The sequence below is a fragment of the Streptomyces sp. NPDC093065 genome (assembly GCF_044754585.1).
Lineage (GTDB): Bacteria > Actinomycetota > Actinomycetes > Streptomycetales > Streptomycetaceae > Streptomyces.
This window is the reverse complement of record NZ_JBIVPJ010000002.1, coordinates 459,156-474,553: the sequence shown is the minus strand read 5'-3', so window position 1 is coordinate 474,553 and position 15,398 is coordinate 459,156. Positions and strand designations below refer to the sequence as shown.

The window sequence follows — 15,398 nt, the reverse complement described above, 5'->3', positions numbered from 1 at the left end:
CTGGGGGTTCCTTACCTGGACTGGGTGAGCGTGGGGGTTTCGAGGGTGGTTCCGGGGGCGTCGAGGGCGTCCAGTGACGGGCCCAGGAGCCAGGTCGCGATCTCCCGTACGGCGCCTTCGCCGCCGGGGACGGTGGTGACGGCGCGGGCCGCGCCGCGTACGGCGTCGTGGGCGCTCGCGACCGCCACGGGCCAGCCGACGAGGGCGAAGCACGGGAGGTCGTTGACGTCGTTGCCGACGTAGAGCACGCGGTCGGGCTCGACGCCCTGCTCCTCGCACCACTGCTTGAGGGCGAGGTCCTTGCGGTCGATGCCGTGCAGCACGGGGAGCTTGAGCTTGCGCGCGCGGGCGGCGACGACCGGGTTCACCTCCGTGGACAGGATCAGCATCGCGAGGCCGCTGCGGCGCAGGGCGGCGACGCCGAGTCCGTCGCCGCGGTGCACGGAGACGAACTCCCGTCCGTCGGAGTCGATCAGCACCCGGTCGTCGGTCTGGGTGCCGTCGAAGTCGAGGACGACCGCGTCGACGTCGGCCGCGGTCGGAAGGGCGCCGACGGGGGTCGCCCCGCTCGGGCGAAGCCGAGAGTGGGGGAGGGCCGCGTCGAAGTGCGGCGCGAGGGCGCGGGCGCGGGCCAGGTCGTGCGGGTCGTCGATCTCCAGGACCCGGGCCGGGTCGGTGCGGACCAGTTCGGTGCGGCCGAAGAAGCGGTGCCCGTGCTCGCGGAAGCCTGGGGCGGCCATGGCGTAGGCGGCGCCGGTCTCCAGCAGGTCCTGGGGGCGGTCCTGGCGGCGCGGGCGGTAGGACTTGTCGTGGTTGACGCCGTGGCCGCCGCCGGGCCCGCCCGGCTCGTCGGCGCCGTCCCGCCAGACGAAGCCGTGGAACGGGGCGACGGTGACGGCCGTGTCCGCGCCGTCCTCGGCGACCGCGCCGGCCACCCCGTCGATGTCCTCGCGGACGATGAAGGGGCTGGTGCACTGCACGAGCAGCACCACGTCGACGGCGGCGCCGTACAGGGCCTCGTGGGTGTCCATCGCGTGCAGTACGGCGGCCTCGGAGGTGGCCGTGTCCCCGGCGATGGCGGCGGGCCGCAGCACGACCTCGGCGCCGGCCTCGCGGGCGGCGGCGGCGATGGCCTGGTCGTCGGTGGAGACGACGACGTCGGTCACCAGGCGGGCGGCCCGGCATTCGCGCACCGCGCGGACCACCAGGGGGACGCCGCCGACGGGGGCGAGGTTCTTCGCGGGCACTCCCTTGGAGCCGCCGCGGGCGGGGATCACGGCGAGCACCCGGCGCACCGAAGCGCCCCGGCCCGCTTGCGGGTTGGACATGGGTTCTGCTCCTTGCGCAGGTGTCGGGGCGGTGCCCCGTGTCGGGCCGGTCACAGCTCCCCCATCCGCCGGATCACCGGGGCCACCCGCTGGACGCCGTGCCGGTACGCCCCGCGGGCCGCGCGGCGCACGACCTGCCGGACGGGGCCCGGGGGCTTGTCGGCGGCCGGCGCGCCGGGCAGTGGGGTTCCGTCGGGGCCGAGGTGGTGGCGGGCGAGGATGCCGGGGAGGTAGCCGGGCGCGGTGACGCGGGTGTAGTAGGGGGCGAGCGGGGGCAGACCGCCGGGCCGGCCCAGCAGGGCGGCGATGCGCTTCCGGGCCTCGTCGAAGGCGGACTCGTAGCCGCCGTCGGCCGCCACGCCCTGCCGGGCGACCCACTCGGGGTCGGGCTCCGGGCGGTGACCCGCGTCGAGCTGGTCCCAGGAGGCGAGGCAGCCGGAGCCCACGAAGTGGTGGTTGCCCAGGGCCTCGCGTACGCCCAGGTCGGTCAGGACGACGGTGGGGACACGGCGGTGCAGGGATTCGAGGGCCGCCGTGGAGCTGACGGTGACCAGCAGGTCGGTGCGGTCGAGGACCTCGCCCATGTGCCCGTAGGCCAGGCGGAAGTTGGGCGGCGGGTCGGCCCGCTGCACCAGCTTCTGGTAGGGCAGTTCCTCGATGTGCGTGGTGTGTTCGCCGGGCTTGGAGCGCAGCTTGAGCAGCACCTCGCGCTCGGGGTGGAGACGGGCGTGCCGGATCAGGCGGTCCAGCAGGTACGTACGATCCCTGCGGCTGTCCGGGACGGAGGGCTGGGCGGCGAAGACGACCGTGCAGCGCCGGTCTTCGGCGCCCCCGGCCCCCGCCCCGCCCGGCTCGCCGGCGTAGGCGGCTCCGCCCAGGAAGGGCAGGGCGACCTCGGTCACCGCGCCGGCGTCGGCGCCGACCCCCTCGTACACGGCGCGGAAACGCTCCGCGTCCTGACGGGAGTTGGCGAGGACGAGGTCGGCTCCGTGGCGCAGCAGCAGGCCGTCGGCGAGCTTCTCGTAGACGACGCCGACGTACCCGGTGACGACCACGGGCCGCTCGGCGCGGTCCCGCCAGACGCGGCCGAGCCCGTGCAGCATCGCCTGGACGCCACCCCCGACCAGGGCCAGGACCAGGACGTCGTACGGCTCCTCGCCCGGCGCCTGCGCCATGGCGCGCAGGAACTCGACGGCGGTCACCTCGCGGAGCGAGTCCGCCTCGACGCCGACTTCCCGCAGCTGGCGGGCGGTGGGGGTGGCCCGGCCGCGCAGGAGGTAGCCGTCGAGGTGGATCTCCGTGTCCCCGGGGCGGAGACGGGTCGCGGTGAGCGCGCCCCATTTCCACCGGGTGTCGGAGTCCGCCAGGACGGCGACTCTGAGGGACTTCGTTGCACTTGCTGGCACGTCGTAGACGCTAGGAAGCCATTTCTAGGAACCGCCCAACCGAAATCCAACAAAGGGTGAACAGCACATCGCCGAATGGGGGCCCGCACCGTCCGGGGGCCGGGAAAATTCCCGCTTCACCGCTTCGCCACGGCGCGTTCACCCGGATTCAAGGAAACGGTAAAGCCACATGCCGGGCCGTCGCATAACGTCGCTCACGTGCCCAAGCTCTCCGTCATCGTGCCGTTCTACAACGTGCGGCAATACGCCCCGGACACCCTGCGGAGTCTGCGCGCCAACGCGCGGGACGACTTCGAGTTCATTCTCGTCGACGACTGCTCCACCGACGGGACCGCGGACCTCCTCGCGCGCGCGGAGCGCGAGCTTCCGGGGGCGGTGCTGGTGACACACGAGCGGAACGGCGGCCTGGCGACCGCCCGCAACACCGGCATCGACCGGGCGCGCGGCGAGTACGTCACCTTCCTGGACGGCGACGACTGGCTGGCGCCCGGCCACTGCGCCGCCCTGGTGGCCGCGATCGAGCGGCTGGGCGTCGACTTCGTGCGCACCGACCACGTGCAGTGCACGGGACGCAACCGCACCCTGCACCGGGTCCCGCACGGCCGCCGCAACACGGCCCTGCGCCCGCGCGACGCGATCCTGCCCGCGCACCGCACCACCTCGGTCGACTACGCCTACGCGTGGGCGGGCGTCTACCACCGCCGGCTGGCCGAGCGCGGTCTGCTGCACTTCACCGACGGGCTGCGCACGGCCGAGGACCGGCCGTGGATCTGGAAGCTGCACCGGGAGGCGGAGTCCTTCGCGGTGACCGGACTGCTCGGCGTGTTCTACCGGCGGGGGGTGGCGTCCTCGCTCACGCAGATCGGTGACGTGCGCCAACTGGACTTCATCCGCGCCTTCGACGAGGTGCTCGCGGGGGCGGCCGGGGACCCGGACGCCGCGCGGCTGGTGCCGAAGGCGGTCCGCACGTACTGCGCGATCATCTCCCACCACCTCGCCTCCGTGGAGCGGTTCGAGCCCGCCGTGGCGCGGGCCCTGCGGGCGAGGAGCGCGGCGGCGCTGCGGCGGATGCCGCAGGACGCGCTCGACGAGGTGCTCGACACGATGGACGCCGGCCGTGCCGTGCGGCTGCGCCGGCTGCGCCGCCGTGCGGTCTCGGTCCGGCCGGACGAGGGGGCGGCGGCGTGACCACGCAGATCTTCCTGGCGTCGACGCTGTACGGCACGGCCACGCTCGCCGCGGCCCTGGACTCCGGCTGCTTCGACGCGGCCGGCCGGCGGATCCTGCTGGTCGCCAACAACGCGGCGACGCCCGAGACGACGCCGTCCCTGGACGCGATGCCCGGGTTCGAGCGGCTGCGGGGCCGGTTCGACGACGTGCTGTCGTGGAACGAGGCGGTCTTCCCCTTCCACCCCGGCCACTGGTCGCCGCGCCCCGGGGACGTGCCGTTGTGGGAGCGGCATCTGCGGCGGGCGTGGGGGCTGGGCGAGGACGACGTGGCCCTGGCCGTGGAGTCGGTCCAGGTGCCGCCGGCGCTCGCCGTGGCGCAGATCTTCACCGACGCGCCCCTGACCGTCTACGCGGACGGCCTGATGAGCTACGGCCCCACCCGCACCAAGCTCGCCCCGCTGGTCGGCACGCGCGTGGAGCGGCTGCTCCACCTGGACCTGGTGCCGGGGCTCACGCCGCTGCTGCTGACGGAGTTCGACGTCGGGGCCGAGGTCGTGCCGTCCGCGGCGTTCACCAAGGTGCTGGCCGAGCTGGCGGACGGCGGTGCCGGACTGCCGGACGTGGAGCGGCCCGCGGTGCTGCTCGGCCAGCACCTGTCGGCGCTCGGGGTCCTCTCCGCCGAGGAGGAGGAAGACCTGCACGTGCGGATGCTGGCCGGCGTCGCCGGGCTCGGGCACACGCGCGTGCTGTTCAAGACGCATCCCACGGCCCCGGCCCGGTTCACCCGGGTCCTGGAGCGGGAGGCCGAGCGGCTCGGGGTGGGCCTCACGGTGGTGGAGACTCCGGTCCTGGCCGAGGTGCTGTTCCAGCGGACGCGTCCGGCGCTGGTCGTCGGCTGCTTCTCCACGGCCCTGCTCACCGCGTCCGCCCTGTACGGCCTGCCGGTCGCCCGGGTCGGCACCGGGACGCTGCTCGACCGGCTGACGCCGTACGAGAACGGCAACCGGGTGCCCGCCACGCTCGTGGACGCGCTCCTGCCGGACCTGTCGGACCCGGCGGCGGTCGCGGAGGGCCGGCGGGACGTGGACGCCGAGGGGCTCGCCGCGCTCGTGCGGGCCGTCGGGTTCGCGATGCAGCCGAGGGTGCTGCCGGAGCTGCGGCCGGCGGCGGAGGCGTATCTGCGCACGCACCTGGACGCCCGCACCCGGCGGTACTTCAAGAAACGCAGGCTGGCCTCCCTGGGTCTGCCGGGCGGCATCCCGGCCCGGCTGGGGTTCCTGTCGCGCAACTCCACGGCCCGCAGGGTCGTGCGCCGGGCGCGGGCCGTCCGGCGCTCGGTCGGCGGGTGAGAAGAATTCACCTCGTCCACGAATGGATTTCGCCTTTCCGAGCCTTCCCGGACACCGCCGGGCCCGGCGGCGTGGCTAGCCTGTTCCAATCCCCGGTCCCTGGTCCGATTTCCGGCCCGTGGTCCGATCCCCGGTCCCCGATCCGGTTTCGGATCGCCGATCCCCGTCTTCTTCGAGCGTGAGAGGCCCGTGTGCCGAAACTGTCCGTCGTCGTCCCCATGCACAATGTGGAAGTCTTCGCCGAAAGCACCCTGAGAAGTCTCGCCAACAACGCGGATCCCGACTTCGAATTCCTGCTCGTCGACGACTGCTCCACGGATTCCACCTCATGGGTGATCGACCGCTGGGCGAAGCGGCGCACCGACACCAGGGTGATCCGGCACGAGACCAACCAGGGCATCGCCCAGGCCCGCAACAGCGGTATCGACGCGGCCCGGGGCGAGTACGTCACCTTCCTCGACGGCGACGACTGGTACGGGCCCGGCCACCTCCGGGAACTGGTGCGGTACGTGGAGGAGTTGGGCTGCGACTTCGCCCGCACCGACCACGTCCGGGCCACCGGCACCGAGCGGGTGATCCGGCGGCCACCGGCCCGGCTGCGCAACACCGTGATGGATCCGCGCGACGGGATAGCGCCGCCCCACATGGAGACGATGGTCGACTACCCCTTCGTCTGGGCGGGGATCTACCGGCGGCACCTCTTCGCCGACGGCGGGATGCGCTTCGCGACCGAACTGCGCACGGCCGAGGACCGCCTGTGGATCTGGCGCCTGCACCTCAAGGCGGCGACGTACGCGTCCGTGGGGCTGCACGGGGTGTTCTACCGGCGGGGCGTCGCCACCTCGCTGACCCAGATCAAGGACTCCCGCCAGCTGGACTTCATCCCGGCCTACGACATGCTCCTCCAGGACCTGTCGCGGGACCGGGAGGCCGAGCGCTTCCTGCCCAAGGCCGTCCGGACGTACTGCGCCATGATCGCCTTCCACCTCGGCAAGGTGGGCGAGTACGAGTCCTCGGCGGCCCAGCGGCTGCGGCGGGAGGCGCGGGAGGCGCTGCGCCGCATGCCCCAGCACGTACTGGAGGAGACCCTCCGCACCATCGACGGCACTCGCGGCAGGCTGCTCGGCCGGCTGCGCGACGGGCGGAAGGCTGCCTGATCCATGTCCCCCACGTCTTCTGCGTCTTCTGTGTCTTCTGTGTCTTCTCTGTCCTCCGCGTCGTCCGCGTCTTCTGTGGCCCCCGCGTTTCCCAGGACCCAGATCTTCCAGGTCTCCACCCTGTACGGGGCGGCCACCCTCGCCGCGGCCCTCGACGCGGGTCTGTTCGGCCCGCGCGACGGGGTGCGGCGCATCCTGCTGACGTCCAACAACGCGGCGGTCCCCGAGACCGCGCTCGGCCTGCACGAGATGCACGGGTACGAGCGGGTGTCCGGCCGGTTCGACTCCGTCGTCAGCTGGAACGAGGCGATAAGCCCGCACCATCCCAGCGCCTGGGGCCCCAGGGGCAACGACGTGTCCCTGTGGCAGAAGGCGTTCCGGCTCGCCTGGGGCATCGGCGAACGGGACCTGGTCGAGCTGGCCGTCGAGTCGATCCAGGTCAACCCGGCCCGCGCGCTCGCGGCGATCTTCTCCGAGGCCGCGCTGCACGTGTACGCCGACGGCCTGATGAGTTACGGCCCGACGCGCGAGAAGCTGCCGCTGACCCTCGCCCGCCGCATCCAGCGGCTCCTCCACCTGGACCTCATACCGGGCCTGCGGCCGATGCTGCTGTCCGAGTACGGCGTCGAGCCCGTGATCGTCCCCGACGACTCGTTCCGCGCGGTGCTCGACGAGGTCGCCCGGGAAGCGGCCGGCGACCCCGGACTGGCGCCCGTGCTGCGGGAGAGGCCTACGGCGGTGCTGCTCGGCCAGTACCTGGCGGCGATCAACATCCTGAGCGCGGCGGAGGAAGAGGACCTCCACGTCCGCATGCTGAACGGGGCCGCGCGGGCCGGGCACCGGTCCGTGGTCTTCAAGCCGCACCCGACGGCCCCGGCCGGCTACACGGCGGCACTGAGCAAGGCGGCGGCCGAGGCGGGCGTACGGCTGACGGTGCTGGACGCGCCGCTGCTGGCCGAGACGCTGTACCGGCACTGCGCGCCCGAACTCGTCGTCGGCTGCTTCTCGACCGCGATGGTGACCGCGTCCGCCTACTACGACGTGCCCGTCGCCCGGGTGGGCACGGCGCTGGTGATGGAGCGGCTCACGCCGTACCCGAACAGCAACCGCGTGCCGCTGGCCGTCGTCGACCACCTGGTGCCCGACCTGGAGCGCGGTGCGGCCCCCGCGCGCGTCGGTGCGGCCCCCGCGTCGTTGTCGCCGCTGGTGCGGGCGATCGGTTTCTGCATGCAGCCCAAGACGTACGCGGAGCTGCGTGAGCCGACGGAGACCTGGCTGCGGGCCAACCTGGCCACCGTCCCCGGCTACTACTTCCCCGAGCTGCGGCTGACCGAGCTGGGCCTGCCCGGCAGCCGCCCGCAGCTGCGCGCCAGGCTCCAGGTGCGGCGGGCCGGGCGCGTGGTGCGCAGGGCGGTGCGGCACGGCGCCGGAAAGAAGTGAGCGGACGGCCGGACCGTCCGGACACGCAAGGAGCCCCCGCCCGGCCGGCGAGGGCTCCGGCGTGCCGGGCGGGCGCCCGGCTCAGCCCAGCCAGCGGCCGAGCCGCAGCCGCGTCCACAGCAGGGCGGCGGCGAAGGACAGGACGACCGTGACCGCCGTCAGCCCGACGAGCGCGCCCACGGCGCCCGCCCAGCCCGCGTCCGCCGACACCACGCGCGGGGCGAGCGCCTCCAGGAAGAGCAGGTGGACCAGGTAGGCGCCGAAGGAGGCCCCGGCGAGCCTGCCGAGCAGCGGCCTCCACCGCTCGGGCACCCGGATCCGGTTCAGGGCCGTCAGCAGGGTCCCCGCGAGCAGCGCCACCCAGACCGAGCCGTACGGGCCCGGGAAGTGCACCCGGTGCTCGTAGACGGCGACCGCGGCCCAGGCGCAGAGCCCGCCGGCCAGCCACAGCAGGCGCCGCCGCCGGCCCGCGACCGCGGACCCCGGCAGTGACAGCAGGACGGCACCCGCGACGGCGTACGCGATCTGGTAGACGCCGAACTGCCAGGCGAACGGGGGCACACGGAGGTCGAGGAGCCGCCCGAGGTCGCCCAGGAGGTCCGGGGCGAGGGCCAGGCCGAGCAGCGCGGCGCCCGCGCCCAGGGGCCGCTTGCCGTTCCGGACCAGGACGGCCACCGAGAGCAGCAGGATCACGGGGACGTAGGCGTACAGGTACCAGAGGTGGAAGGCGGGCCTTACGGAGCCGAAGAGCGCGTCCAGGGCGAGGTCGCGGGTGGGGCCGGTGCCGGCGCCCCGGGCCCGGTCCCACAGGAGGTAGACGGCGGTCCACACGGCCATCGGCACGACGATGCGGGTCAGCCGCCCGCGGACCTGCGTGCCGTCACGGGGCGGCGCCCCGCTGAGCACCACCCAGCCGGCGATCGCGAAGAACAGCGGCACGGCGCACCGGCTCAGCGCGTCCCCGGCGAGGGCGGTCCAGTAGACGGGCCCGCCCCGCGAGGGGTCGCGGTCCACGGCCTTCATGAGTTCGCCCGCGGCGTGGCAGACGACGACGCCGACCGAGGCCAGCACCCGGACCAGGTCGATGTCGTACCGGTGCTCGCCCCGGGCGCGCGGGGCCGGTGTCCCCGCGTCGGCGGGGCCGGGTGTGCGCAGGGGCTCGGCGGCGGTCAGGGGCTCGGCGGCGATGAGTGGTCACTCCCGGACGGGACGCGCGGCCCGCCGGCGGTCCGGCCGGGCTCGCAGGACGAGGAGACGGGTGGGGCGAGGAGGCCGGCGACGGAACGCGCGGGCGCACACCGACGCACGCTACGAGGGCACGCGGCCCGCGGGTAACCCGTCCCGGATGAACTTCGGCCACGTGCACATGACCTTCCGGTGAACGGCGGGAGCCGCCTCCCGTCCTTCACGGAAGGTGCCGGGCCGGACGCATTGGGCGATACGTGCGATTTTCTGACCGTCGGATCGCGCGTGCCCACTCCATTTCCGGTGTCGAGGGGGCATCCTCCCCTCATGGCCACTGCGCAAGAGACGCACGAGTACCCCGGTGAGCTCAACGACGTCCCCGGCTGGTTCTGGCCGCTCGACCAGGTGCTGTTCTCCTGGTTCCTGGAGCGGCAGGAACGGCTGGACACCCGCGGCGACCTGCTGGAACTGGGCGCCTACCTGGGCAAGAGCGCGATCCTGCTCGGGCACCGGCTGCGGGACGGCGAGACGCTCACCGTCTGCGACCTGTTCGGGGCCGAGCCGCCGGACGCGGCCAACCGGGCGGAGGCGGCGAAGTCGTACTCCTCCCTCACCCGCCAGGCCTTCGAGCGGAACTACCTCTCCTTCCACGACGCCCTGCCCACGATCATCCAGGCGCCCAGTTCCGCGGTCGTCGACGAGGTCGCGCCGGGCAGCTGCCGCTTCGTGCACATCGACGCCTCGCACCTGTACGAGCACGTCGAGGGCGACATCGGCGCGGCGAAGGAGCTGCTGGGTCCGGACGGCGTCGTCGTCCTGGACGACTTCCGCAGCGAGCACACGCCGGGCGTCGCCGTCGCGGCCTGGGAGGCGGTGCTCAACCGCGGGCTGCGCCCGGTCTGCCTGAGCAGCCAGAAGCTGTACGGCACCTGGGGCGACCCGGGGCCCGTGCAGGAGGAGCTGCTCGCGGCGCTGCGCGGGCGCGACGACATCTCGGTGACCGTGGAGCAGGCCGCCGGGCACCGGCTGGTGCGCACCCGCGCCAAGGGCAAGCGGCTGCGGCCGCCCTCGCTGCCCTCCTCGCGGCACCCGGCGCCCGCCGCGGCGTCCACTCCGGCGCCGGACGCGGGCCGGCCGGACGCCAAGCCGGTGCCGGGGCAGGCCGGGCAGGCCCGTCCGGCGGCCCGCGCGGTCCGTGCGGCTCGTGGGGCGGCCCCGCGGGAGCGCACCCGGCGGCTCGCCCTGGACCTGCTGCCGCCGCTCGTCACCCGTGCGGTGCGCCGGTACCGGGCGGCGCAGCGGGCGAAGGCCGACGCGTCGGGCAGGGCGGCGGGGCCGGCTCAGTCGAGGCCGTAGCTCGCCGCGATCCCCGCGATCACCAGGGCCAGCGACTCCTCGTAGTGCCGGTCCCAGTCCGTGAAGATCTCCGCGCCCGCCGCGGCCGTCAGAGGGTAGTCGGCCAGCATGCGGGCGCGTTCGTCCACGTCGTAGCCCTCCCGGCGCTCGCCGGGCACGGGCACGACGCCCTGTTCCTCGGTGACGAAGCCGAGGGTGAACTGGTACGTCGTGGTGGTCGCCCGGACCGCCCGCGCGAGGGTGAACCCGGCGGCGGTGAACAGCCGCAGGGTGCCCTCCATGTACTCGGCGTGCACCGCGCCGGTGAAGCGTGAACCGCTGAACACCTTGGCGCCGTCGCGGTAGGCGAGCAGGGACGCGCGCAGGCCGCGGTTGGCCTTGAGCAGCCGCTCGCGCCAGGTGTCGGCCGGGTCGAGGGGCGTCCCGGCGACCATCCGCCGGTACATCTCGGTGGCCATCTCGTCGAGCAGGGCCTGCTTGTCCTTGAAGTGCCAGTACAGGGCGGGCGCCTTGACGTCCAGCTCCCTGGCGATGGTGCGCAGGGTCAGGCCGTCCAGACCGACCTCGTTCAGCAGCTTCAGCGCCGTGTCCGCGACCCGTCGGCGGTCGAGGGGGGCGCGTCGTTCCGTACTCACGCTTGACACCTTAACGGCGTTAGGGCCATGCTCGGTCACGCACGGGACTTAACGACGTTAAGGAGAGTTGCCGTGAATGTCACGGATACGCATGTCCTGGACACGGAAGTGCTGATCGCCGGCGCGGGCCCCACCGGTCTCGCCCTCGGTGTCGACCTGGCCCGGCGCGGGGTGGACGCACTGGTCCTGGAGGCCGCCGGGAAGCTGTTCCCCGGCTCGCGGGGCAAGGGCTTCCAGCCCCGCACGATGGAGGTCTTCGACGACCTCGGCGTCGTCGACGCCATCCACGCGGCGGGCGGCACCTACCCCATCGGCATGATCTGGCAGAACGGCGAGCGGGTCGGCGAGCACCACATGTTCGAGCCGGCCGAGCCGAGCGAGGACTCGCCGTACAACAGGGCGTGGATGGTGCCGCAGTGGCGCACGCAGGAGATCCTGGCGGCCCGGCTCGGGGAGCTGGGCGGCAAGGTCGCCTTCCACCACGAGGTGGTCGGTGTCGCGCAGGACGACGCGGGCGTCACCGTGCGCCTCGCCTCGGGCGGGACGGTGCGCGCCCGCTACCTGGTCGCGGCGGACGGCGGCCGGTCGGCGGTGCGCCGCGCGCTGGGCATCGGCATGACCGGCGAGACGGTCGACCCGAGCCCGACGCTGGTGGCGGACGTCCGGATCAGCGGCCTGGACCGCGACAACTGGCACGTCTTCCCGCCGCGCGAGGGCGCCGACCTCCTCGCCGTCTGCCCGCTGGCCGGCACCGAGGACTTCCAGGTGATGGCGCGGTTCCCGGAGGGCGCGGAGGTGGACACCTCCCCGGACGGCGTCCGCAGGGTCGTCGCGGAACGCTCGCACATCGCCGCCGAGGACGTGACCGAGGTGCGCTGGGTCTCCGACTTCCGGCCGCGGGCGGCCCTGGCCGACCGTTTCCGCTCGGGCCGGGTCTTCATCGCCGGCGACGCGGCGCACGTGCACTCGCCCGCGGGCGGACAGGGGCTGAACACCAGCGTCCAGGACGCCTACAACCTGGGCTGGAAGCTGGGCGCGGTGCTGACCGGCGGCGCCCCGGCGGCGCTCCTGGACAGTTACGAGGAGGAACGGCGCCCGATCGCCGCGCAGATGCTCGACCTGTCGACCGCCGTCCACCGCGGCGAGGTACGGCGCGGCGGGGCGACCCGGCAGCTGGGCATCGGGTACCGGGACTCGTCGCTGACGGTGGAGACACGGGGCGCCGTCGGCGAGGACGCGATACGGGCCGGGGACCGCGCGCCCGACGGCACGGTGGACGGCGTACGGCTCTTCGACGCCTTCCGGGGGCCGCACTGGACACTGCTGGCCCTGGGCACCGACGCGCCCGGCGGCGGTGTGGGGCCGGCGGTACGGGTGGTGCGCGGCGGCGCGCACGGGGCGTACGGGACGGGGCTGTTCCTCGTACGGCCGGACGGGTACGTGGGGTGGGCCGGCCACACGCCGGAGGGCCTCGACACCTACCTGGGCCGGTTCGGGCTGACGGGCTGAGGCCCCGGACCGGCCCGGGGTCTCAGAACGCGTCGGAGGGCACGTACGTCCCCCAGACCTCCCGCAGCGCGTTGCACACCTCGCCGACCGTCGCGCGGGCGCGCAGCGCGTCCTTCATCGGGTACAGGACGTTGTCCTCGCCCTCGGCCGCCTTCTTCAGGGCCGCCAGGGCCGAGTCCACCGCCGCCCGGTCGCGCTCCGCGCGGAGCACGGCCAGGCGCTCGGCCTGCCGGGCCTCGATGGCCGGGTCGACGCGCAGCGGCTCGTAGGGCTCCTCCTCGTCGAGCTGGAAGCGGTTGACGCCGACCACGACCCGTTCGCCGGAGTCGGTCTCCTGGGCGATGCGGTAGGCGGAGCGCTCGATCTCGTTCTTCTGGAAGCCGTGCTCGATGGCGTTGACCGCGCCGCCGAGGTCCTCGACCCGGCCCATCAGCTCCAGCGCGGCCGCCTCCACGTCGTCGGTCATCCTCTCGACGACGTAGGAACCGGCGAAGGGGTCGACGGTCGCCGTCACGTCCGTCTCGTAGGCCAGGACCTGCTGGGTGCGCAGGGCGAGCCGCGCCGACTTGTCGGTGGGCAGCGCGATGGCCTCGTCGAAGGAGTTGGTGTGCAGGGACTGCGTGCCGCCGAGGACCGCGCCCAGGCCCTGCACGGCGACGCGGACCAGGTTCACCTCGGGCTGCTGGGCGGTCAGCTGCACACCGGCGGTCTGGGTGTGGAAGCGCAGCATCAGCGACTTGGGGTTCCTGGCGCCGAACTCCTCCTTCATCACCCGCGCCCAGATCCGCCGGGCCGCGCGGAACTTGGCGACCTCCTCCAGGATCGTCGTACGCGCCACGAAGAAGAAGGAGAGGCGGGGCGCGAAGTCGTCGACGTCCATGCCGGCCGCGACCGCCGTGCGCACGTACTCGATGCCGTCCGCGAGGGTGAACGCGATCTCCTGCGCGGGGGACGCGCCGGCCTCGGCCATGTGGTAGCCGGAGATCGAGATGGTGTTCCACTTCGGGATCTCGGCCCTGCAGTACTTGAAGATGTCCGCGATCAGCCGCAGCGAGGGCTTCGGCGGGAAGATGTACGTCCCGCGCGCGATGTACTCCTTCAGCACGTCGTTCTGGATCGTGCCGGTGAGCTGGTCGGCGCTCACGCCCTGCTCCTCGGCGACGAGTTGGTAGAGCAGGAGCAGCAGGGAGGCCGGGGCGTTGATCGTCATCGACGTGGAGACCTTGTCCAGCGGGATCCCGCCGAACAGCACCCGCATGTCGTCGATGGAGTCGATGGCGACGCCGACCTTGCCGACCTCGCCGCTCGCGATCGGCGCGTCGGAGTCGTGACCCATCTGGGTGGGCAGGTCGAAGGCGACCGACAGGCCCATGGTGCCGTTGGCGATGAGCTGCTTGTAGCGGGCGTTGGACTCGGTCGCCGTGCCGAAACCGGCGTACTGGCGCATCGTCCACGGCCGGCCGGTGTACATCGACGGGTAGACGCCCCGGGTGAAGGGGTACTTCCCGGGCTCGCCCAGTTTCTCGGCCGCGTCCCAGTCCGTCAGGGCGTCGGGCCCGTAGACCGGTTCGATGGGCAGCCCGGACTCGGACTCGCGCGTCATGGTGTGATGCCTCCCGCTGAGCACATGTTCGTACTGTTCGAAGTACCCGCCATTTACCCGCCGGTACGGTCTGGCACTTCGACGGACTGTATCCGCGCGCGTGCACCCGGTGGAGAGGCCCACGCTGGGACCTTCCTCACAACCTCGGCGGGGTCCCGACGATGCCGTGCCGTTCGCGGTGCGTCATCCGGGGGAACAACTCAGGGGGACGTCGGTGCGGGACCGTGAGACGACGGGGGGCCGTGATGCGCGGGGCGGGCATGGGGAGCACGGGACGGGCGGTCGCCGTCGCCCTCGGGGCCGTACTGGCGGCGGGCGGCTGCACCGTGCAGGGCACCGGGCCGGACGGCGAGGGGCACGCACCGGTGCGCATAGACGTCACCACCGGGGCCTCGCCGAAGAGCACTCCGTCCGGTAACCGGCGGTCGCCGGACGCGCCGTCCCGGGGCCGGGAGCCGTCGAGTGCGCCGGCCCCCGGGACGAAGGCGGCCAGGGTGCTGTGGAAGCGGGGCGACACCGGCCGGGACGTCCGCGAGCTGCAGGCCCGGCTGCGCCAGGTGGAGTGGCTCGTGGACGGGCCGACCGGGACGTACGACAACCTGACCGAGCGCGCGGTCAGCGGCTTCCAGGGCAAGCGCGGGCTGCCCAGGACCGGCCGGACGGACACCGTCACCTGGCAGCGGCTGCTCGGGATGTCGCACGAGCCGGGCAAGTGGGACCTGTACCTGATGGGCGGCCAGCCCGCCGCCGCGCCCGACCCGCGCTGCACCACCGGCCGGGTGCTGTGCGTCAGCAAGTCCAGCCGGACGCTGCGCTGGATGATCGACGGGCGGACCGTTTCGACGATGTCCGTGCGCTTCGGCTCGCAGCACACGCCGACCCGCGAGGGCGTCTTCCAGGTCTACTGGAAGTCCCGCCACCACTGGTCGACGCTCTACGACTCGGCCATGCCGTACGCCCTGTTCTTCAGCGGCGGCCAGGCCGTGCACTACTCCTACGACTTCGCGGCGCGCGGTTACGCCGGCGCCTCGCACGGCTGTGTCAACGTGCGGGACGAGGGGGCGATCGCAGACCTGTACGCGCAGGTGAGGAACGGCGACAAGGTCGTCGTGTACGGGTGAATGGGGGCGCGGGCGGGACCGGGGGAACGTGTCCCGCCCGCGCCGAGGTGCACGAGCGCAGGTACGGGGGGAACCCCGGCTCGGTGCGAAAGCCGATGACCAGTCGGCTCACTCATTACTGCGTCACGGTGGCCGAAAG

At 73.5% G+C, this 15,398-nt stretch carries 12 protein-coding genes; 7 read left to right on the top strand and 5 right to left on the bottom strand.

Going from position 1 to position 15,398, the window contains the following annotated elements; genetic code table 11:
* Positions 1-11 precede the first annotated feature (11 nt).
* Together ACIQFU_RS05055 and ACIQFU_RS05050 are read right to left on the bottom strand one after the other, a co-directional pair.
* Positions 12-1,328, bottom strand: coding sequence for a cytidylyltransferase domain-containing protein (locus ACIQFU_RS05055; protein WP_402549029.1), 1,317 nt, complete (start codon positions 1,326-1,328; stop codon positions 12-14).
* A gap of 50 nt (positions 1,329-1,378) precedes the next feature.
* Positions 1,379-2,734, bottom strand: a complete 1,356-nt coding sequence (locus ACIQFU_RS05050; protein WP_402549027.1) for a DUF6716 putative glycosyltransferase — start codon at positions 2,732-2,734, stop codon at positions 1,379-1,381.
* A gap of 198 nt (positions 2,735-2,932) precedes the next feature.
* On the opposite strand from ACIQFU_RS05050, the gene ACIQFU_RS05045 reads away from it, so the two are divergent.
* From ACIQFU_RS05045 to ACIQFU_RS05030, 4 genes are all read left to right on the top strand, one after another.
* Positions 2,933-3,922, top strand: coding sequence for a glycosyltransferase family 2 protein (locus tag ACIQFU_RS05045; protein ID WP_402549026.1), 990 nt, complete (start codon positions 2,933-2,935; stop codon positions 3,920-3,922).
* Positions 3,919-5,253: a polysialyltransferase family glycosyltransferase gene (locus ACIQFU_RS05040; protein ID WP_402549025.1), complete on the top strand. Its 1,335-nt coding sequence runs from the start codon at positions 3,919-3,921 to the stop codon at positions 5,251-5,253. Before ACIQFU_RS05045 ends, ACIQFU_RS05040 begins: the two co-directional genes overlap by 4 nt.
* Positions 5,254-5,444: 191 nt before the next feature.
* A complete protein-coding gene (locus tag ACIQFU_RS05035) occupies positions 5,445-6,410 on the top strand; it encodes a glycosyltransferase family 2 protein (protein WP_402549023.1) in 966 nt (321 codons plus the stop codon).
* 75 nt (positions 6,411-6,485) lie between these two features.
* A complete protein-coding gene (locus ACIQFU_RS05030) occupies positions 6,486-7,850 on the top strand; it encodes a polysialyltransferase family glycosyltransferase (RefSeq protein ID WP_402549022.1) in 1,365 nt (454 codons plus the stop codon).
* An 81-nt stretch (positions 7,851-7,931) separates the two neighbouring features.
* Here the strand turns inward: ACIQFU_RS05030 and ACIQFU_RS05025 are convergent, their stop codons facing one another.
* Positions 7,932-8,921: an acyltransferase gene (locus tag ACIQFU_RS05025; RefSeq protein ID WP_402549020.1), complete on the bottom strand. Its 990-nt coding sequence runs from the start codon at positions 8,919-8,921 to the stop codon at positions 7,932-7,934.
* Between the two features lie 441 nt (positions 8,922-9,362).
* On the opposite strand from ACIQFU_RS05025, the gene ACIQFU_RS05020 reads away from it, so the two are divergent.
* Complete coding sequence (locus tag ACIQFU_RS05020; protein ID WP_402549019.1) at positions 9,363-10,391, top strand: class I SAM-dependent methyltransferase; 1,029 nt, start codon at positions 9,363-9,365, stop codon at positions 10,389-10,391.
* On the opposite strand, the gene ACIQFU_RS05015 is transcribed toward ACIQFU_RS05020, so the two are convergent.
* Positions 10,376-11,026: a TetR/AcrR family transcriptional regulator gene (locus tag ACIQFU_RS05015; protein ID WP_402549017.1), complete on the bottom strand. Its 651-nt coding sequence runs from the start codon at positions 11,024-11,026 to the stop codon at positions 10,376-10,378. The two genes, ACIQFU_RS05020 and ACIQFU_RS05015, sit on opposite strands and share 16 nt — an antisense overlap.
* A 96-nt stretch (positions 11,027-11,122) precedes the next feature.
* Here ACIQFU_RS05015 and ACIQFU_RS05010 point away from each other — a divergent pair, with 96 nt between their 5' ends.
* A complete protein-coding gene (locus ACIQFU_RS05010) occupies positions 11,123-12,535 on the top strand; it encodes an FAD-dependent oxidoreductase (RefSeq protein WP_402549259.1) in 1,413 nt (470 codons plus the stop codon).
* A gap of 22 nt (positions 12,536-12,557) precedes the next feature.
* Here the strand turns inward: ACIQFU_RS05010 and ACIQFU_RS05005 are convergent, their stop codons facing one another.
* Positions 12,558-14,138 carry a methylmalonyl-CoA mutase gene (locus ACIQFU_RS05005; protein WP_402549016.1) on the bottom strand — a complete coding sequence of 527 codons (1,581 nt, stop codon included), beginning with the start codon at positions 14,136-14,138 and terminating at the stop codon, positions 12,558-12,560.
* A gap of 245 nt (positions 14,139-14,383) precedes the next feature.
* On the opposite strand from ACIQFU_RS05005, the gene ACIQFU_RS05000 reads away from it, so the two are divergent.
* Positions 14,384-15,259, top strand: coding sequence for a L,D-transpeptidase family protein (locus ACIQFU_RS05000; RefSeq protein WP_402549258.1), 876 nt, complete (start codon positions 14,384-14,386; stop codon positions 15,257-15,259).
* Positions 15,260-15,398 lie beyond the last annotated feature (139 nt).